The organism is Ilumatobacter sp. (assembly GCF_046290335.1).
Lineage (GTDB): Bacteria > Actinomycetota > Acidimicrobiia > Acidimicrobiales > Ilumatobacteraceae > Ilumatobacter_A.
Genome location: NZ_JBKAGH010000002.1, coordinates 596,010 through 615,937 on the forward strand (window position 1 = coordinate 596,010; position 19,928 = coordinate 615,937).

The 19,928-nt window shown below is 61.2% G+C and carries 13 protein-coding genes and 1 tRNA gene; 9 read left to right on the forward strand and 5 right to left on the reverse strand.

Annotated features, from left to right (window positions below; all coding sequences use genetic code 11):
* Positions 1-3 precede the first annotated feature (3 nt).
* The 7 genes from ACE37B_RS11225 (at position 4) to ACE37B_RS11255 (ending at position 14,031) form a co-directional block, all read left to right on the forward strand.
* Positions 4-762: a BrxA family protein gene (locus ACE37B_RS11225; RefSeq protein WP_409923408.1), complete on the forward strand. Its 759-nt coding sequence runs from the start codon at positions 4-6 to the stop codon at positions 760-762.
* Entirely contained in the window at positions 749-1,324 is a 576-nt protein-coding gene (locus ACE37B_RS11230) for a BREX protein BrxB domain-containing protein (RefSeq protein WP_409923409.1), read from the forward strand. The genes ACE37B_RS11225 and ACE37B_RS11230 overlap by 14 nt, the downstream gene beginning before the upstream one ends.
* Positions 1,321-4,776, forward strand: coding sequence for a BREX system P-loop protein BrxC (brxC, locus tag ACE37B_RS11235; protein ID WP_409923410.1), 3,456 nt, complete (start codon positions 1,321-1,323; stop codon positions 4,774-4,776). Before ACE37B_RS11230 ends, brxC begins: the two co-directional genes overlap by 4 nt.
* A complete protein-coding gene (locus ACE37B_RS11240) occupies positions 4,773-8,555 on the forward strand; it encodes an Eco57I restriction-modification methylase domain-containing protein (RefSeq protein WP_409923411.1) in 3,783 nt (1,260 codons plus the stop codon). The genes brxC and ACE37B_RS11240 overlap by 4 nt, the downstream gene beginning before the upstream one ends.
* A complete protein-coding gene (locus tag ACE37B_RS11245; protein ID WP_409923412.1) occupies positions 8,552-11,038 on the forward strand; it encodes a PglZ domain-containing protein in 2,487 nt (828 codons plus the stop codon). The genes ACE37B_RS11240 and ACE37B_RS11245 overlap by 4 nt, the downstream gene beginning before the upstream one ends.
* On the forward strand, positions 11,035-13,032 hold the full coding sequence (brxL, locus tag ACE37B_RS11250) for a protease Lon-related BREX system protein BrxL (RefSeq protein ID WP_409923413.1): 1,998 nt from the start codon (positions 11,035-11,037) through the stop codon (positions 13,030-13,032). The genes ACE37B_RS11245 and brxL overlap by 4 nt, the downstream gene beginning before the upstream one ends.
* Positions 13,033-13,131: 99 nt before the next feature.
* A complete protein-coding gene (locus ACE37B_RS11255) occupies positions 13,132-14,031 on the forward strand; it encodes a hypothetical protein (protein WP_409923414.1) in 900 nt (299 codons plus the stop codon).
* 63 nt (positions 14,032-14,094) lie between these two features.
* Here ACE37B_RS11255 and ACE37B_RS11260 read toward each other — a convergent pair whose 3' ends face one another.
* Positions 14,095-14,505 carry a hypothetical protein gene (locus ACE37B_RS11260; protein ID WP_409923415.1) on the reverse strand — a complete coding sequence of 137 codons (411 nt, stop codon included), beginning with the start codon at positions 14,503-14,505 and terminating at the stop codon, positions 14,095-14,097.
* 125 nt (positions 14,506-14,630) lie between these two features.
* Positions 14,631-15,293: a hypothetical protein gene (locus tag ACE37B_RS11265; RefSeq protein ID WP_409923416.1), complete on the reverse strand. Its 663-nt coding sequence runs from the start codon at positions 15,291-15,293 to the stop codon at positions 14,631-14,633.
* Between the two features lie 450 nt (positions 15,294-15,743).
* Here ACE37B_RS11265 and ACE37B_RS11270 point away from each other — a divergent pair.
* Both ACE37B_RS11270 and ACE37B_RS11275 read left to right on the forward strand, forming a co-directional pair.
* Positions 15,744-15,817 (forward strand) — tRNA-Gly (locus ACE37B_RS11270).
* Between the two features lie 126 nt (positions 15,818-15,943).
* Positions 15,944-17,044 (forward strand): tyrosine-type recombinase/integrase, encoded by a 1,101-nt coding sequence (locus ACE37B_RS11275; RefSeq protein WP_409923417.1) that lies wholly within the window; start codon positions 15,944-15,946, stop codon positions 17,042-17,044.
* 60 nt (positions 17,045-17,104) lie between these two features.
* On the opposite strand, the gene ACE37B_RS11280 is transcribed toward ACE37B_RS11275, so the two are convergent.
* The 3 genes from ACE37B_RS11280 to ACE37B_RS11290 form a co-directional block, all read right to left on the reverse strand.
* The gene (locus ACE37B_RS11280; protein ID WP_409923418.1) at positions 17,105-17,326 is read right to left on the reverse strand and encodes a helix-turn-helix domain-containing protein; all 222 of its coding nucleotides are present in this window, start codon (positions 17,324-17,326) and stop codon (positions 17,105-17,107) included.
* A gap of 447 nt (positions 17,327-17,773) precedes the next feature.
* Positions 17,774-18,877, reverse strand: a complete 1,104-nt coding sequence (locus ACE37B_RS11285) for a three-Cys-motif partner protein TcmP (protein ID WP_409923419.1) — start codon at positions 18,875-18,877, stop codon at positions 17,774-17,776.
* Between the two features lie 2 nt (positions 18,878-18,879).
* The gene (locus tag ACE37B_RS11290) at positions 18,880-19,626 is read right to left on the reverse strand and encodes a DUF5131 family protein (protein WP_409923420.1); all 747 of its coding nucleotides are present in this window, start codon (positions 19,624-19,626) and stop codon (positions 18,880-18,882) included.
* Positions 19,627-19,928: the final 302 nt, after the last annotated feature.

Below are 19,928 nucleotides of genomic sequence, written 5' to 3' on the forward strand. Positions count from 1 at the left end.
TCGATGAACTCCAACATCTCGAAGCGAGGCGCGCTCCTGGACGACACGCGTCAGTTTGTCGCCTCGTGGGATGACGCTCTCAGCCGCGAGCAGAACCTTGAACGGTTCCGCCACGAAAACCTTCTGGGGTTGCCGACCCAATCGAGGGCGTCCGACGTGACGGTCTATGCACTTCGCCCACGGTTCATCGATCCTGGTGAAGATGTCCTGAAGGCGATTCGGCTGCTTGGGGACAGCAACGAGGCGTTCCGCGACGCGTGCTACTTCGAAGCGGCTCGCGCCGATGACCTGCTTGCCGCTTTCGCTGAAGGTCCAGTCTTTCAGTGGTACCAGGAAGGGCGGCTCGGGATCACCACCGATCTCGCGGAGCAGTGGCTTGACGACACCGAGCGTGCCGGCATGATTCCGGAATGGTCGGCTTCCCTCAAGCGGCGCGTCGCGCAAGGTCTGCTTGCCACGCTCCGGGACTTTGGACGATTGACCGGTGCCAACAAGTCGCGGAACAAAGAAATCGCCAGTCCGAGCATCTCTGACGGCGGGTTCGCATACGTCGCGTTCCGACTTCACCAGTCGGGTGAGTCGAGCCGGGGGCTGCTCGAATCGACCGTCTGGCGACGATGGCTGCTTGATCCGCCAAGAATCGATCAACACATGCATCGCCTCGCGAGCCAAGGACTCTTGTACTACGGGCGTGCGGGATCGACCCTTCGGATCGACTGGCGCGTGGACACCCTGCCGGAGGTCGCACGTGCCGCTGCCTGAGCCGATTCAGGACATCGCCAACCGAATCACGACGTATTTCGAGACACGAGCAACGCCACCGTTCCTCATCTACCAGTACGACCCCAGCGACGAGTACGCGGTCCGCAAAGAACTCGGCGACCTCCGCAAGTGGCTCGAAGCTGAACCACGAGGAATCGGGTGCGACACGGTCTCGCTCGCTTCGGTGTTCTGGGAGGCACTCGAGGAACACGGGCAACTGGACGAGGTCATCGAGTTGGAGCGGCAAGGAGCACACGAGGACGCACACCTGGCGGTGCAACAAATCCTCGGGTCTCGCCCGACTCTGGCCGATCGAGTCGTGTCTCGCATCGAAGCGACAGGCGACGAACGGTCGGCAGTGTTCCTGTACCGAGCGGGCGCCCTATATCCGGCACATCGAACGAGCACGCTGCTCGACGAACTGAAGGCACGCGTCAACCGTCCAGTGACCTTGCTCTACCCCGGCCGGGTGGTCGGCGACTATGGACTGAGTTTCATGGGCGAGACGGAACCGACCTACGGCTACCGAGCACTGATTATCCCCCGAGAGGCACAGAAGTGAGAATTGACGAGCTGTTCAGCCGACCCATCGATCGCAAGATCGAGGAGGTCATCAAGGTCGATGACGAGACAACCATTCGAACCGAGGTCGAGGAGTACATCCCGACCGACCACATCGAAGAGGAGCTCGTCGATGTCCTGAATCAGTTTCAGGAGAGCATCCTCAACCCAAGTGAGACGGTGAACATCTGGGTCTCGGGCTTTTTCGGATCCGGTAAGTCATCGTTTGCGAAGGTCCTCGGCTACCTCATCGCGAATCCGGTCGTCGATGGCAAGTCGGTCGCCGACCGGTTCTTCGACCTCAACTCGATTCCACAGGCTCGCCAGCTCCTCACGACCATCCACACTCAGGCACAGACCGAAACCGTGCTGCTCGACTTGGCCACGAGCCCGAACGTCTTGAAAGAGGGGGAAGCTGTCGTTCTCCCCGTCTACCGAACTCTGCTCGAATCGCTCGGATATAGCCGAGATGTCACGCTCGCTGAGTTGGAGTTCGCGCTCGAAGGCCCGAACGAAGACACGAACCTCGACGACTTCCGCACCAAGTACGAGTCAGTCAACGGCCGCCCGTGGGAGCAGGACCGCAATATCATCACTGCCAAGAACCGCGCCAGTCGCGTCCTGCACGATCTCGATCCCGCCACCTATCCATCGGCCGACTCCTGGTCAAACGCAGCTCAGGCACCTGAGATCAACGCGAACTGGTTCGCTGACCGTGCGCTCGAGATGTTGAAGCGACGCCGGCCGGACAAGCAACGGCTCATCTTCATCGTCGACGAAGCCGGCCAATACGTAGCCCGTTCGGCTGATCGAATGCTCGGCCTGCAAGGGCTCGCTGAAGCGTGCCAGAAGAAGAAAGGTGCGCTGTGGCTGCTCGCCACCTCACAGGAGAAGCTGACCGACGTCGTCGACAGCCTCGAAGGCAAACAGACTGAGCTGGCAAAGGCAGTCGATCGCTTCCCCATCCGCGTCGACCTCCTACCGTCCGACATCGACGAGGTGACAGGGCGACGCGTTCTCGACAAGAACGCGCCAGGCGCAACGGCAATCCGCACGGCGCTTGAATCGGATCGAAACAAGCTGACCACCTCGGTGGCGCTGCAATCCGAGCGCTACAAGCCGTTCTCTGACGAGGACTTCATCCGGCTCTACCCGCTCGTGCCGTACCAGCTCCAGGTGCTCATCGACGCAGTATCCGCTCGACGGGCTCAAGGCGGGGCCCCGCAAACCATGGGCGGTTCCAACCGCACCATCATCAAGCACACCCAGCAGCTCATCACGAACCCGACAGTCGGCCTCGCCGGTGATGAGGTTGGCGCACTGGTAACACTCGACCGTTCGTACACGCTTCTTGAAGAGGTCATTCCCACCGCTTGGCGGCACGAGGTGGAGCAAGCGGCCGGCAACCACGGAGCAGACAGTCTTCACGCCAAGATCATGCGCGTCGTCGCACTCTGCACAGACGTACCCGGAGTGCCTCTGACGCCGCGAAACCTTGCCGTACTTCTTCACCCAAGCACCGACGCCGACCCGATCGAGAGCCAGGTTCGCGAGGCACTCGATGCGCTCGTCAAAGAAGATCACCTTCGAGAGGGCGACGAGGGGTACCGACTCCAAACGCCCGAGCAGAAGAACTGGGAGAAGGAACGGAAGCAAATCGACATGGGCGTCGGGCACTCGACCCGCCTGCGGAAACGACTCGTGCGGGAGCAACTCGGAGCCGTCACGGTGTCACGTGGTCGGACGTTCAAAGTCGAACTCTCCGCCGAGCGAGAGAAGGTCACCGACGGAGACATCGGGCTCGACATTCGCGAGGACGACGACCTCGACGCACTGCGCACCACCTCCAGAGCGGAGGGCAACGATGCCCGGATCTACTGGGCATACAGCACCCAGAACGACACGCATGAAGCACTCGTCGAGACACATCGAAGCCTCGAGATGATCGAGCGGTACAAGAACGCTCAAGGAGACGCGGAGCGGTTCCTCCTCCAAGAGGAACGCAAACGCGCAGACCGCGGCCAACGACGCGCTATCCAACTCTTGTCCCGCGACATCACCGCCGGCACCGTGGTGTTCGACGGCAGCACCGAAGCTGCCCCCGACGGCGACCTCAAGCCTGCAGCCGAGAAAGTTCTGTCGGCCCATCTCGACAAGATTTATCCTCGCCTCTCGGAGTTCACAGCCACGGTCAAGCGTCCCGACGCGGTCCAGGTCCTCAAGGCTGACTCGATCGCAGGTCTGCCCGATTGCTGTGGATCCGAAGGGCTCGCAATTGTGGCGCTCACCGCTGGCGGGCCTGAACTCGTCACCGACTCAGGACCAATCGAGACGGTCGTGTCCCATATCGCTGCGCGTCAGCAGTACAACGAAGACCAGAACGGCGGCCAGTTGGAACGCCACTTCGGCGCTCCGCCGTTCGGGGCTTCCCCCGAATCCATTCAAGTTGTTCTGGCAGCAGCGATGAGGGCCGGTCTTCTCAAAGTCGTGTCCCAAGCTGCCGGCATCACTTCCCACACCGATCAACGGCTTGAGCCTGTCTTCACGAAACTGCCGACCTTCCGGTCGGCTTCTTTCAAAATTGCCGAAGACACTGGTCCCAATGCCGACGTTCGCGGATCAGTTGCCGAGTGGCTCCATGACTTGACCGGCGAACAAATCGGGCTCGGACTCGAAGCGCTCGCTGCGCGAGGACGTTCGACGTTCTCACCTCTTCGCCAGCCGTGCACCGAAGCGCGCTCGACGCTCAAGGGAGCTGGGCTCGTCGTCCCCGAGTCACTCGATGTCATGGACGAACTCCTCGGACGGGTGACAGGGGCTGACGACGAGATTGTGGTCGAAACGATGCACGAACGCTCATCGGATCTCTCCGCCGGGCGCTCTGCAATCAGCGAACTGGCTGAACTCGTCGAGAATGAGATGCCCTCCCTGGCAGCTGCACGGAAGGCCCAGCAGGAGGGGGCGGCACTGGAAGAGGCCACCGAAGAAGCCAAAGGACTCGGAGACCTACTGGCACGTGCCCGCTACACCGAAGACCTCGCAAAGATCAAGGCCGCAACAACGAGCATCGAGACAGCGATTGCCTCGAAGTTGTCCACGCTTCAATCCGAAGTTGAAGCAGAGACGTCGGCCGCGCTGCAGAAGCTCCGCAGTCGATTCCCCAGCGTCGATGACAGCGTCTTCACCGACGTCACTTCCCGACTGCGGGCGCTCCCAAAAGCGACTGCAGTTCCGATTCTGGAAGCCAATCAACTGTCCGTTGCCGGGCTCACCCAAACAGCATCCGACGAACTCGACCGTCTCTCGTCGACGAGAGACGTTAAGCATGTTCGCCCCGCCGAGGTCTGGAGCTCACCCATCACCTCGGTGGCTGAGTTGGACTCTGCACTTGATCGAATTCGCACAGCAGTTCTGAGTGAACTCGACGACGACGCTGAGGTCCGTTTCCGATGAGCGAAGCGCTGAACGGAGACCAACGGACCGCACTCAACGCACTCGTTCAGAAGGGTCGCTCGTTGCTTGAAGCGGATCTCTTCACAACCCTTGAGGGCGAATACGGCATTCATCGCAGCGATGGGCGAATCGAAGACATCGCTGCCCTCTCACTCGACACCCGTCGGTCGGCTGTCCGGGCCGATCTGCTTGACGTCATCTCCTTCCTCCGCTCTGAAGGTGAGACCGCTCGGGCGGCCGTTGACAGGCTCGTGCGGGAGGCGGCGTTCACCCACCTCAACCGGTTCATCGCTCTCCGAGTCGCTGAAGGCCTCGGAATCATGCAGGAAGCGATCGCGGACGGGATCTCATCGCTGGGATTCCGAGACTTCATTGAAATCGCTCCTGCAAGCGCTGACGAGGACTGGGAACGCTTTCGACTCTTCCTTCGGATCTGCGCAGACGAGCTGTCAACAGACGTTCCAGCCCTCTTCGACCCACGCAACCCGCTCCTCGATCTTGAACCGACGACCGCAACCTTCGCCGAACTCATCAACCTCATCGCAGGTTCCGACGAAGACATCTGGACCGCGCCCGATGCGCTTGGCTGGTCGTATCAGTTCTTCAACTCCGGTGATGAGCGACGAGAGATGCGGGAATCCTCCGCGCCACGCAACTCGCGCGAGCTCGCAGTTCGAAATCAGTTCTTCACGCCGTCGTATGTCGTGGAGTTCCTTGTCCAGAATGGTCTCGGAGCTCACCTGTCCTCGGCGATCCCGGGACTCGGAGATGAGCTACCGCTACTCCTGGAGGTTCCCGAGGTCTCGGGGTCAATCGACCTCGAGGACGTGTCGGCGCTCGATCCGGCGTGCGGTTCGGGTCATTTCCTCCTCGGGGCATACGACGTACTCGAGACTGCATGGCAACACGCTGGAGTCGATCCGGACAAGGCTGCACCGTCAATCGTCGCCTCGCTGTGGGGGATCGACATCGATCCACGCGCAACGCAGATTGCACAGGCGGCCGTCATTTTTCGAGCTCGCCGACACTGTCGGACCGAGCTACCTCGACCGCACATCATCTGCGCGAGGGCGCTTCCTCACGGTCCGTCTGCCAACGCGCTCACGGACGAACTGCCGGAGCACGTGGCGCGGGTCGTCCGAGCGATCGCCGAGGAGCTCACGCTGGCTCCCGTACTCGGACCGCTCCTCCAGATCGAGAAGCGCTTGGAGACCGAAACACGCGACATCTTCGGTACAGGCGAAGTGGCTGGCTCGTTGTCCGAAGGTGCTGACAAGGACGTCGCTGACGACATCCGTGGCCAGGTGCTTGAGGCGTTGTCGACCATTGCAGACTCAACGACCTCCTCCGCATCGGAACGCCTCTTTGCTGCAGAGGCTCAAGACTCTGTTCGATTCGTCGAAGCGATGAGCCGAAAGTTCACGGCAGTACTGATGAACCCGCCCTTCGGTGAGCCCGTCCCCGAAACCAAGAAGTACCTCAAGGCGGCCTACCCCTGGGCCCCGACAAAAGACTGCAACCTGCTGGCGTTGTTTGTAGGTCGCGGGCTGGATCTATCTGAGACCGGTCATGGAACTTGCGGCGCTATTACCTCACGCGCCGGGTTTTTCCTCAAGACATCCGAAGACTGGCGAGAGAATGTCCTTCTCGGCAATCGACTGACGTCCGTTGTCGACCTTGGGTACGGGGTAATGGAGCAGGCACTCGTCGAGGCGGCCGCTTACGTGGTGAGGAACGCAGCACCACACGGGTCCGCCACATTCATCCGTTTGCTGAAAGAGACTGATCGGCCTATCGGATTACGAGACGCAGCAAGCGCTCGCCGGTCTGAGCGACCAGACGAGCGCGTCTTCGAGGTAGAGCTCAGGGACCTACGGGCGATTCCCGGATCGCCGTTGGCTTACTGGGCTGGCGACTCAATTCGCCGGCTCTTCGAGCAGCTACCGGCGCTGGAAGGTTCAGGCGGCAACGCTCGGCAAGGTCTCGCATCAGCAGACGATTTCCAGTTCGTTCGCGCCTTCTGGGAAGTTGCGCCAGAGCGGATCGGCCACTCAACGGAAGATGCCCGCCGGAGTCGCCGGTGGGTGCCATTTGCGAAGGGCGGTGCCTATAGCCCCTTCTGGTCAGACGTTCACCTCCTAGTTGACTGGCAGGATGGAGGCGAGCACCTGAAGGCCTTCGCCGGGTCAGTCATACGCAACCCCCAGTTCTACTTTCGTGGCGGGCTCACATGGCCGCCGCGAACGAACTCCGGGTTAGGCATGAGGCTCCTGCCATCGGGTGTCGCCTTCGCTCACAAAGGTTGCGGTGTGTTCCCGCTTGAGGGATCGACCTTGGCGTTGCTGGGTTGGCTGCGTAGTCGCCTCGTCCAAGCGTTAATCGACACCATGGTGGCGGCAGGCGAAGAGGTCTCCTCCGGCGGCGCATCACGGAGCTACGAGGTTGGACTAGTTCAGAAGCTGCCATGGCTCAATGTTCCTGCCCTAGCACCAATCGCAGAGCGACTCGCTCGACGCGCCTCCGTCGCTGATGAGTTCGACGAGGTGACTAGGCGCTTTGTTCAGCCACGACAAAATCTGGCGCTACGCAGACTGCGCATCGGTAAGCAGCTAGAAGACGGTGCCGAACTCGATCAAGTTGCGCTCGATGCTGCGGGACTTGACGCTGCCGGTCGACAGTACCTTGACGAAGAGCTCGGAGCGTTCCCGACGCAATATCCGATGACCGGCGACCATGACGATCGGATCGAAGATCTCTGGACGCGCCCGATCGGCGACGTGATTGACGAACTGATCGAAGAGAGCGGCGGATCGCGTGCCATCGCCAATCTCACGTTCGTTGCTGATCGTCGGGTCGAGGTCATTGCTCACGGGCTCAAGGTGAACCCCGAGTCGATCCTTCGTGTCGTCGAAGAACGGGCGATCATCGCCCCCGGCGAAATCGAGGAAGAGTCTGCTCGTCTGCTGTCGTACCTCTTCGGAGTTGCTTTCGGGAGATGGGACGTCCGGATCGGAATCGACTCTGACACTGCGCACAGACAAGCCGACCTCATGGCGCCACCTGCGCCCTACTCGCCAGGGATGCTGCTGGGCGCTGACGGTCGTCCAATGACCAATCCGGACGACTATCCGGTCGACTTGCCGGCGGACGGCCTGCTCCTTGACCAAGCCGGTCACGAGTGGGACGTGGCAAGTCGGGTCGGAGCGGCTGCTGAGGCGATGTTTGGTGGACGAGAAGAACTCTCCGCAGCGATCAGCGGCTTGATGCGCCGCCCGTCCGTCGAGGGCTACTACCGATCAGCGTTCTTCAAGGACCACCTTTCCCGCTACTCGATGAGTCGCCGTAAGGCACCCATCTATTGGCAGCTCCAGGTCCCATCCAAACAGTGGGGAATCTGGTTGTACATGCCCAGGCTCTCCCGCGAGATGCTGTTTGCTGTCGTGCGAGCGACGGAGGAACGGCAACGTCTTGCCGATCAACGGATCGGAACGTTGCAGCGCGAGTACGACGATGGCGGCGCGGGCCGAACCACGGCCGCTGTGTTGAAAGAACTCAACGCAGAACAAGACCTGTCGGTCGAACTCACTTCGTTCCGGGATGAGGCCGACCGGATCGCCAATCTCGGTTGGCAGCCCGACCTCGACGACGGTGCAGTCCTGAACGCAGCGCCGCTCGCAAGTCTCTTCCCAGCATGGAAGGATGCCGCCAAATACCGCAACGAGCTGCTTAAGGGCAAGCACGACTGGGCGACGGTGGCTCAGTTCGCCAACCAACTATGAGTCCTCTCCTCGATCATCTCGCGACCAAGTTGCAGGCCAAGTTGCAGCGCTACGGCGTTGTCGTTTGGGACGACCACGAGAGTGCCTACGGAGCCGTCGTGGAAGACGTGGTTCCTGAGGACACGACCGTCGCCCGATTCGACGGCAGCTGGTTCGAGCTGAGACGAACGATCGAGGCATCCCTCTCCGGCGATTCGCCACCAGCGCTATTGGTCTACGTCCCCATCGCAGCACCCGATCCTGATCCGCTCGAAGAACTTCGAGCTGTCGGAGCCAAGTTCCAATTGTTGCTCGCCACCGCAATCCGGTCGGGGTTGTCGGGTCAGTTGACTGAGAGTCGAATCGAGGAGCTCGGCAAACAGTGTTCGACGATCGTCGAAGCCGAGGCAGCGATCAGTGGAGGGGGCAACGAATCAGACGCGCGTCTCGTGGCGCTCGTCGGACGCTCGAGCACCGCTGAGATCGCCCACCAGCTACTTTCCGGCGAACACGACGAGACGATCCACTCAGACCAATTGCTCTCAGTCGTCAACGATTTCTTTGTGAAGGCGTTGGGAGCTTCCACGGCGACCGGCTCGATCGCTGAGATCCGTCGAGCAGCGTTCCGTCATCTCGTGCTCGTCAGCATCGAGAGCAGCGGAGCGGAGTTGCCGGCGGAGGTCCAGGGTGTCCACAGGGCGCCCACCCCGAACCAGCGAAAGACCTGTCTTGCGGCGCTTGAGGCTCTTCAGCACGACCGGGGTGCAACCGACGAGCTCCTCGAACTTGCGGAGAACGCTGACAGCCTTCTGCGTCTTCCGCTGGCGCTTGAGTGGCACGACTCCTTGATGGATGTCGACGCAACGATCACGATGGACGAGATTGCGATTCGTGAGGCGATTCGACGCCTCGACGATGGTCGATGGTTGGATGCCACCACCTTGGCGGAGCATCGTCTCGCGACAAGTTGGTGGGCGCAGCCCAATCAGCTCCACACGAACGACTTGCCCACCCGCTGGCGTGCGATTCGCGCGATTGCCTCACTGCACACTGCAATCGCTGAGCCGATCTCGAAGTCGGCGTCAACGATCGAACTCGTCGGGTGGTACGAGGAGTCCGGCTGGAAGGTCGACACTGCGTATCGCCAGCTCGAACTGCTTCGTGTCACGGCCGGGGCCGATCTCAATGAGTTCGATGAGCTCTTCGCAACGGGCCGGGCGAGCTACGAGGACTGGCTCGATCGCGTGCTCACACAGACTGCTACAGCCCTAGCGAACGATGCCCACCTGCCCGACTCCAAACTTCAACGGCACGTCCACCGAATGGAAGTGCGAAACCAACCACGTACCGCGTATCTCCTCGTGGACGCCCTCCGCTACGAGCTGGGCCACGACCTTGCGTCACGTCTCGGTCGCCTGAACGCTGTAGTCGAGCTGCGAGGAGCCGTCGCAGCTGTTCCCACAATTACGCCTGTCGGAATGGCCGCTCTGACGCCAGGCGCCGACGTCGACTATCGAGTCGACCTCGATGCCGACGACCGTCTGCACGTCGCACTCGGCGGGGAACGGGTCGTCGCAGTTCCCGAGCGCATCAAGCGACTCGAAGACGCACACGGCAAGGTCGCGGACGTTCCACTCGACAAGCTCGCCCAGCTGACGAATCGCGAGCTTCGCAAGGCGATCGACGGTTCGTCACTCGTTCTCGTTCGGTCGACCGAAATCGACACTGACGGAGAGTCCGACCAGCTCGCCGCGAGTTGGGGTTCGTTCGACAGCATTCTCGAAGTGCTTCACACCGCAGTAGCGCGACTGCTACACGCTGGTATTGAGCGCGTTGTCATTTCTGCCGACCACGGATTCCTAGCTGTCCGGCGACTCGGTGAGGATCGCCGTATCGAGAAGCCACCGACCGGGAAGGGCGAGCTTCACCGTCGTGCCTGGATTGGCCGAGGCGGAACGGCAACCGAATCGACAATCAAGATCCCGTTGTCCGACTTCGGGATAGCGGGCGACCTCGACATCATCGCGCCGCGAGGTCTTGGGGTTTTCACCTCCGGCGGCGGCTTGCAGTTCTTCCATGGTGGGCTGTCGCCACAGGAACTCATCGTGCCCGTCATCACAGTGACATCGAGCGAGGTGACCGCGGAACCGAAGTACGAGATTCAGCTGTCCGTGGCCGGATCGCGGATCTCGACCGGGGTCGTGGCTATCACGATTCAGATGACCGGCGATCTCTTCACTCGCGAGTCAGGTGTCCGAGTCGCGCTCACGCAGAATGGGCAACGGATCGCGCGGGTTGTGGGAGGAGACGGCTATGACGCCCAGACCGAGACGATCGATGCCGCAGTGGATTCGCCGCGAGTGATCACGATGCAAATTTCCGAGAACCTCGTTGCGGGATCTACTGCCACACTTGAGGTACTCGACGCTGCAACCGGCGTGCGCCTCGGCGCAGCGATCGACGTCGACGTCGTTGCCAATGTGATTGTGGAGGATGAGTTGTGATTGAGCGCGAGTTTGATCGTCTCGACGAACTGGCGAACCGATTCTTCCCTGGCCGTGTCGTTCGCAAGGACCTCGTCCGACAGGTCAAGGTCGGTGCGTCGGTGCCCGTCTACGTCCTCGAGTTTCTTCTGGGGAAGTACTGCGCGTCGTCGGATCCGTTCGAGATCGAGGCCGGTCTGACCGTCGTCAACCAGGTGTTGTCAGACAACTTCATCCGGCCGGACGAGTCGGAGAAGGCGAAGGCTGAGCTGAAACGAAAGGGCAAGCATCGGCTCATCGACAAAGTCGACGTCCGTTTCGTGGAGAGCGACAAGAAGTTCTGGGCCACGCTCAGCAACTTCGGCTCGAAGTTCGTCAACATCCCCGAGGAGATCGTCTACAAGTACGAGCGCCTCCTGGGTGGCGGAGCATGGAGTCAGCTCGACCTCGTCTACAACGACCTCGAAGACACCGCTCAGAAGACGCCGTTCTACATCTCAGGCCTCAAGCCAATCCAGGTCGCGGCGTTCGACCTTCCCGCGTACATCGAAGCAAGGTCTGAGTTCACACGCGACGACTGGCTCGACCTGTTGATGCGCACCCTCGGGCTCGAACCGAGCGAGTACGACCTGCGCGGGAAGCTGCTTGCACTCACCCGGCTCATCCCAATGGTCGAGCGGAACTACAACCTCGTCGAACTCGGACCATGGGGAACCGGCAAGTCCTTCGTCTACAGAGAGTCGAACCCCAACTCGATTCTGATCTCTGGCGGGAAGGTCACCGTTGCACAGCTCTTCGTGAACATGTCGACGGGTCGGGTCGGTCTCCTCGGAACATGGGACGCCGTGGCCTTCGACGAAGTGGCCGGCCTCCAAATGTCCGACTCGACGGTCGTGAACATGCTCAAGGACTTCATGGAGTCCGGATCCTTTGCTCGGGGTAAGGAGGAGATCCCGGCAGAGGCGTCGGTGGTGTTCGTCGGCAATACGTCGAAACCCCACGATGAGCTCGTCCGGACGTCCCACCTCTTCGCCGACCTCCCGACGTCGATGATCGACCCAGCGTTCCTCGACCGGCTGCACTACTACCTTCCCGGCTGGGAGGCACCGAAGCTCGAGAGCAGACTCTTCACCGACCACTTCGGCTTCGTCTCAGACTTCTTCGCCGAAGCGATGCGGCAGCTCCGAAAGACGAGCCAGGTACGGGCGATCGATGCCGATTTCACGCTCGGCTCCCACCTGTCAGCGCGCGACGAGAAGTCCGTTCGCAAGACTGTCTCCGGCCTCGTCAAGATTCTGCACCCCCACGGCGAGTGGAGCCACGGCGATCTTCGGGAGTACCTGGAGTTCGCAATCGAAGGTCGACGGCGGGTCAAGGAACAGCTCAAGAAGCTCGCCCCACACGACTACGCCAAGACCGCCTTCTCCTACATCGAGAACGACACCGGCCGAGAGATCTGGATCGACGTACCCGAGCAGCCCGACGAGATCGAGACGACCCCCGACCTCGACATCGAAGAGGTCGAGGTCGAGCAACGCCGAACCACCGCCGACCTAATCGACGCCGGCGAGAGCAAGTCGGTCGAGTACAAGCAGACCGCCCGATACAACCCTCACACCGGCACCGTCGACAAGAAGCTCGAACACGCAGTGTTCAAGTCGGTCGCCGGCTTCATGAACGCTGCCGGCGGCGTGCTACTCATCGGCGTCCACGACGCGATGAAGGCAACCGGACTGAAGGGTGACTACTCAGCGACGGGCAACAACGGGCGGGACGGGTTCGAGAACTGGCTGATCACGCAGCTCGATCACATGATTGGCAAGTCGCCGACCGCGACCCTCGTCGAGGTCTCATTCGACGAGTTCCCGGAAGGCGACGTCTGTCGAGTAGACGTGAAGCCGAGTCATCAGCCCGTGTACCTCGGAGACGACGCTGAGTTCTACGTCCGCATGGGCAACTCCACTCGCCCGTACAACACCCGCGACGCAATGGAATACATCAGGACTCGCTGGTGACAGTCCAGAACTGCAGTGCTCTGTCGCCTACCCCGTCAGCGACGACGCTTCAGCGCTCTCCGTCGACTGCACGCGCTAAGTCAGTGTGGGCGATCTGAGATGCCCGACTTCGATCGATCACGAGCGTGGATGGGTCGGAGCATCGCGTACGCCGTGTTCAGAACGCAGTTCACCGAGCTCAATTCTCAGTACTGGGCCGGCGTCCCCTCGGAGCTGCTCTCGCGTCGGTTTGTGGCAGACCATCACGGCGGCGACGATTTCAAGACGGCTCTTCAGGTTCGAAGCGACTCGTGGAACGCTGTCGGACATTCCGTCGCGACTTACGCGGAACGGTTTGAGATTCATCGGGGGTGGAGCCGCCGGCTCACCCTCATTCTCCTCACATCGTGTTTTGAGCGGTTCTTGGATTCGATTAGTGCTGCCGCCGTCGCCTCGGACCCACTTAGGAAGCCGGGCTTTCCGAAGCCCGTCGATGGCGCTTCATTTCTCAAGCACGGAACCGATGTCCCGTCGCTCTCCGATCCGCTGACCGTGGGCGACTGGTCGCGGCGCATCTCGGTGTACACGAAGAACTTCGGTGATCCCCCCGCTGCGCTCAGAGCAGCGGAGGGCGAATTGGAGCGACTTCGAGTTCATCGCAACCAGATTGCACACCAGTTCGGCCTCGACGACGGAATCGTTCGACCGGGAGCACAACCATCGGCACGCCCGATCTCTCACGACAGTCTCATCAAACTCTTCGACACCGTCTTCCGTGTAGTTGACGCAGTCGAGCAGCACTTAACGACCGACTTCGTCGGCGACTTCGAGACGATTGAGATATACCACCTTCTTCGGACCGAGCGGAAAGCGCTCCTCAGGCGGACCGGCGTCTCCGACGTGGCCCACGGTGGCGCGCACTGGAAGCTCTTCCAGAACTTCGCTGGAGAGTTCTTCGGTCATTCACCAGGCACGCAGTACTGCCGTCAGATGCAGGACTTTTACCGCACGCTCGCGTAGCTGGAGTCTTGGCCTATCTCGGCGGCACCTGGATGGCAGGTCGGCGCGTCCCCGGTTCCTTGGTCACGCTTCGTCAGCTGCGCTCTCGAGAGCATCGATTCGAGAGTGCAGGGAGGCGATGGCGATTTGAGCCGTCACCACAGCTGACTCCAGTTCGTCGATACGACCTTCTTCATCTCGCTCATCGACGTCTGTTCGGCGACCGACCTTGGACCAGCCCCTGCGCCCGTCTTCGGTCTCGACCGCAACTCGGCAGGTGAAGCCGAGCCGAGTGAGAACTCGCTGGGCTTCAAGCGTTGTGAAGGACCGCCGCTCCCATCCGGTGATCGTGGCAAACACCTGCTTCGGCGGATACACCGTGTTCTTCATCTCAACGACGTGCTTCCTAAACGGTTCAGGATCGATGCCCGTCATCCGCTCCAGCACCTGCTCGTAGGTCACGTCTAGCGCCCGTCCACCCACGGTAAATCTCATCTCAATGCTCCTTTGACTTATAGTAAGTTACAGTAACTTACTGCAACTCACCGAAAAGTCAAGTCCCCTGGCGTGTCCCGATCAGAGTGCTCGCGTGTCTGTGTTCAGGAGAGACGTGTCTGTGTTCAGGAGAGATCGGAAAGCATGACCGGACGGTGAGAACCGCGATCGATCTCACCGATGAGCGGCAACGTGAAAAAAATCTCATGTTGCTCGCCGACGGGATAGGTGAGCAGAGGTCCTAGGTCGAACCACGGCACGTGGTGCTCGCTGGCGTGGTCGACGAGTGTCGCGTAGAACGGAGGTGCCGCAACCACCAATCGGGGCGTCGCCGAAAGCGCCGAGGTCCCATCCCGTAGGTCCAGGTTGATCTCGATGACGTCCTCCTGCGATGTTGTCCACATCTTCAGCGACGTTGTCACAGCGAACCGAAGGAACACGTCCTCTGGCGGCGTCACCGCTGTCCCGAGACGGACGGCCTCCGCCACGGCCGGATGCTGATCGCGGAGGTTTCCGTCGAGCGCAAAGGCCCACGCCCAAATGGCGCGCCCAATTGCGCCGGCGTCGCACTGCCCCCGGAACGCAAGGCCGTCAACAACGGGCGTTTCAGAGTGGACCCGACCAAGTACCTGTCGCCAAAAGTTGAGGTAACGCTCGTCCCACGCTCCCGTGCGGTTGTTGCACGCTTCGCAGAACCACCATCCCCACATGCCGCCGTCGGACGGCCGGCCGAGTCCGATGCTCGGCAAAGAATCGGCGCCCTCGTATCGACGGACCAGTCCTCGCATCTCGCCGTCGTTGCCTGTTGCTTTCGCAGGGACATGCGTCTTAGAGAGGCCAGCAGCTGGCACGTCGCCGCATAGACGGCACGCCCCGCTCTTGTTGCCTCGATGAACGGCGATCGGCTCAACTCTCACATCTCGAGTCTCGCGGACGACCATGAACAGGACGACAGCGATTTGCACCAGCTCGCCGAGAAGCCCTCGAAGGAGCGGCAACCTGGCAGCCCACCACCGCACACCCGACCAGGACTATCCCGGGGTCTGCCCCCTATCGGCCGTCGGCGACGCACTCGTGCCCACAACGTGCCCACAACGTGCCCACAACAGGGGTTCACAGGGGTCAAGAGGGACTATCCTGAAAATTTCACACCAACAACAGCAAGTCCCGGGCTCTGGTACGAAACACCAGGTCACGTGGCTTGTCGGCGTGTCCTCCGGCTATGGTCGGGGGCCTTCGCGGATGTAGTTCAATGGTAGAACATCAGCTTCCCAAGCTGAGAACGCGGGTTCGATTCCCGTCATCCGCTCCAAGTTTCATAGCTGGATAAGACCAGCTCAGAGGCACTTTCGGCCCGAACCGCTACTTCTTGCAGAGATGCTACGGTGGGTTTCGTGCCTAGAACGTGCCTAGAAGAATGCGCAACAGGGAGCACCAAGTGAGTGCTACGCGGCAATTCGGGACGATCCGGAAGCTCCCGAGCGGGCGCTTCCAGGCGCGCTACTCGCACCTTGGCAAGCAGGTCGGAGCGAAGGACACGTTCGCTACGAAGACCGACGCTCGTCGGTGGTTGTCGAACATCGAGACGGACCTCGCACGCGGCGATCACTTCGACGAGTCGGCCGGCAGGGTGCGCTTCGGTGTGTACGCGCTCCGCTGGCTCGAGGAGCGCGCACTGCGACCACGCACTCGGGAGATGTACGAGTCGCAGCTGCGCAAGTGGATCCTCCCAACGTTCGAGATGGTCACCCTCAACGACGTCGTCACGCGCGACGTTCGTTCCTGGCGCGCCGGCCTTCTCCAAACGCATCTGGCGGAGAACTCGGTGGCGAAGGTGTACCGGTTGTTCCGCACGATCATGGAGACGGCCGTGGAGGACGGCATGATCCGAGCGAACCCCGTAAAGCTGAAAGGCGCGGCGAAGGAGAAGATTCACCTTCGGCCCGAGGTGACCTTCAAGGACGTGGTTCGCCTCGCCGAAGTTGTCGAGCCTCAATTCAGCGCGCTGGTCTGGGCAGCGGCAACTTCAGGGCTCCGATTCGGCGAACTCACCGCACTCCGCCGATCCGACGTCGACCCCGAAACGGGGCAGCTGCGTGTTCTCAGGTCGCTGGCGTTCGTGAAGGGTGTCGGACCCGTGTTCGGCCCTCCGAAGACCGAGTCAGGTGAGCGGATGGTCTCGCTCGATTCGACGACGCTCGAGATCCTCCGCAAACACATGGATTCCTTCACGGAGCCAGCTGCCGATGCACTGGTCTTTCGATCGGTCAAGGGCTGCCCACTGCTCAACCGCTACTTCCATCCGTCTTGGACCCGAGCGAAACGCAACGCCGACGTCAACCCGGAGATCCGCTTCCACGACCTTCGCCACCTCGCCGGCACGACGGCCGCGAGCGCCGGCGCCTCGACGAAGGAGATCATGGCGCGCCTCGGTCATTCGACACCCGACGCATCACTCCGCTATCTCAAGGCGACGGAAGCGCGCGATGCCGAGATCGCTGCCGGCATGGGTGATCGAATCGCAAGGGAGTTGTTGTAGCTGGCGACCCGACGTCGTTTCGAATGAACCACCACGCTGCTGGACTTCGACCGACGGCCTTCAGCTGATCGGGTCGATGCGTTGACTGCCGATCCAGGCGTCGAGTTCGTACAGATCGAAGAAGAGGTACTTGCCGACCTTTGAGTACGGGATCCGCCGCTCAGCGACCAGTCGTCGCAGGTAGCACACCTTGCAACCCAGCCACTCGGCCGCCGCTTCAATCCGTACCCAGTGCGGTGAGGGTCGATCGGTTCGACCTCGACTCTCATCTTTCTCGCTCATGTCGTGTTCCCAACTCTCTCGGCGAGCCCGGCGGACTCGTCCATCACCAAAGATGGGGAAGCAGATGCAGGACCGTTTCACGGAATCTCCGGAATTCTTGTGAAGGTGACCCTGTGGGCCCTGCACCAGCGAACTCGACGTTGCCCGGCCGAGCGTCGCCGTGAGATGACAGCTCATGGCAGCGCAGGTGTCGCCGCCGCACACTCGACACTCAAATGCGGTACCTCCGTGTCGGACAACCGAAACCGTTTCTCGGCGGACCGGATCAAGCGTCGAGATGAGTTGTGATCCGTGAGGACGAAGCGCCTGATAGGTACAGCTTCCGGATCGCATCTCGCTGAATGGACATGATCGGTCCTGACGCCGACGGAAGACGGTGTGTCCCTCTTGGATGCAGTCGATGAATCGCATGCCTGCGCCGTCGGGTTCCATCCATACCGTCCTGGATCAGAACAAGCTGGACTGCTGCTCCTGCGGGGCGCCTCCATTGGTGAGCTTGTACACCTTGGCCGTAGCGGTTCGGCCTGTCGAAACTTGCTCGGCGATCTTGTCCTCCACGAGTAGGTCCATCGCCGTCTTCGCGTGGGATCGCTTGTACACAGTTTCGGCAAGAGTGTAAGCGCCGAGGTCGTGGAGGTTCTGTTGGCCGTCCAGCATCTGGCCGATCAGGTCCTTCTTCAACGACGTGAAGTCCGGCTTGTCGAAGGTGAAGAAGAGTTGGCCTTGGTCCTTCGGGTCCCGGAAGCGCTGACCGGCGCCCGCATCGACTTTCCAGAGCGCATCCTTCATCTTCTCGACGCCCGCAAGATTGCTGGTGCCGAAGATCAGGAAAAGCGTGTGGCCGCCTTCGTCGATCATCTCGAAGGTCAGCGTGTGCTCGAGGCCGATCCTGTGGAGCCGTTCGCGATACTCGGCGACCAGGAACGGCCGCTTCTCGGGTGTCGGGAGGTCGGCAACCTTGCGCCAATGCGCATCGCCGAAGACCTTGTCGCCGGCCACGTTGTCCTTGAGTGTCGCAAATCGCTTGAAGAACGCATCGGCGAACGTCACCAAGACCTCGGATGAATCGTTCTCTGCGATCCGCTGGACGACGTGGAATGGAGTGTCGACGCCCCAGCCATCGAGGTTGGCGAAGACCGGTCCACTCCATGCTCCAACACGATCAAGAATCGGCAGCAGGTCGTCTTCACAAGTCCCGTGGGCGACCTCTACTTCGAGCAATGCAGGAAGTGCACCGTCCGGGTAGTTCTCCTGGAATAGTGATCGGAGGTGATCGGCTCGACCGGCGTGTGCTTCGAGGAACACGAGGCGAAGCGGGTTCGCCCACTTGGCGACTTCGGTTCGGCGAGCCTGGCCCAACGCAATCGTTGGGGAGCTCTCGTCGCTGTTGGTGTATTTGCCTGGTCCGGCGAACCCATCGACGTATGTGACGCCGCCCTTGCTGTACCTGGCAACGATCGGGAACCACGCCTGCAGGTAGCGGCTCAGAAGTTGGTGTTTGGCGGCGGTGTGAGGGTCACGCTCCCAGAGGAGCGTTGTTGGTGGCGCCACGTTCAGCTCGCTACTTGGGTAGGGAGTTGGTCCCAGACCTCGCCTTCAAGTTCACGACCGCCAGCTTTGGGGGTTCGGCCGCCCCACTGCTTGAAGAAGAAGGCGACCTTTGCATCAGCGCAGCCATCCCTGAGTTCGGTCACCCACTCCTGTTCGACGGGCCGAGAGTGCGGACCCGACTCGCCGCCCGCAATGACCCAGTGGATGCCTTCAAGATTGACGGCTCCGAGGGCGCCCAGCAGGGGTTCGGCGCTGACGAAACGCACCGCCGCCGGCACGTTGCGGAGGTGATCGATCCGGAACAGATAGCGATCGGTTTCGACACTCACGCCCATCCACAGGTTTGACGGCCAGTCGAGTTGGTCGGCGATCCGTTCGAGGCGTTTCGAGCGTTTCGTCAGCATCTGGTAGGTGTGCTGCGGTGTCTCACGAATCACGTCGAAAACTCGGCGGATGAACGCAATCGGCACGTCCTTGTGGAAGAGATCGCTCATGGAATTCACGAATATCAGCCGCGGCGCCGCCCAACGCCGCGGGACGTCAAGCGAGTTCTCGTGGACCGTCAGTTTGAAGCCCGGTCCGCTCGTACGGGGGTCACCGTCGAGTTGATACTTCTGCGATCCCATCGCTTTCAGACGCTTCGACAGGGTCAGCGCGTAACAGTTATCGCACCCTGGCGAGACCTGATCGCAGCCTGTCGTTGGGTTCCACGTTGCTTCGGTCCATTCGATCGCCGATTTGTCGGACATGAGCCACCCTTTTGTTCGAGCCGTGATTGGTAGTGTCGATAACAGTACGCCGGGGGTACCTCAGCGCTCGCGGATCCGTCGACGCCTCACCATGCGCCAATCACGAAAGGCGGAGACCGTATCGCGGCCGAAGCGATAGGCCGTTGGCGAGGGGTCCTCGGGGAAAGCGTGAGGAGAACGAATCGCTTCACGCCGCAATTGCTGCACACAACGTCCTCGGCTGCGAACCACGACCAGCATGGCAGCGGATATCTGTAGCGCACGATTGGTCCAGCCCGGCACGGCGCCAAACTTGTCCTCGT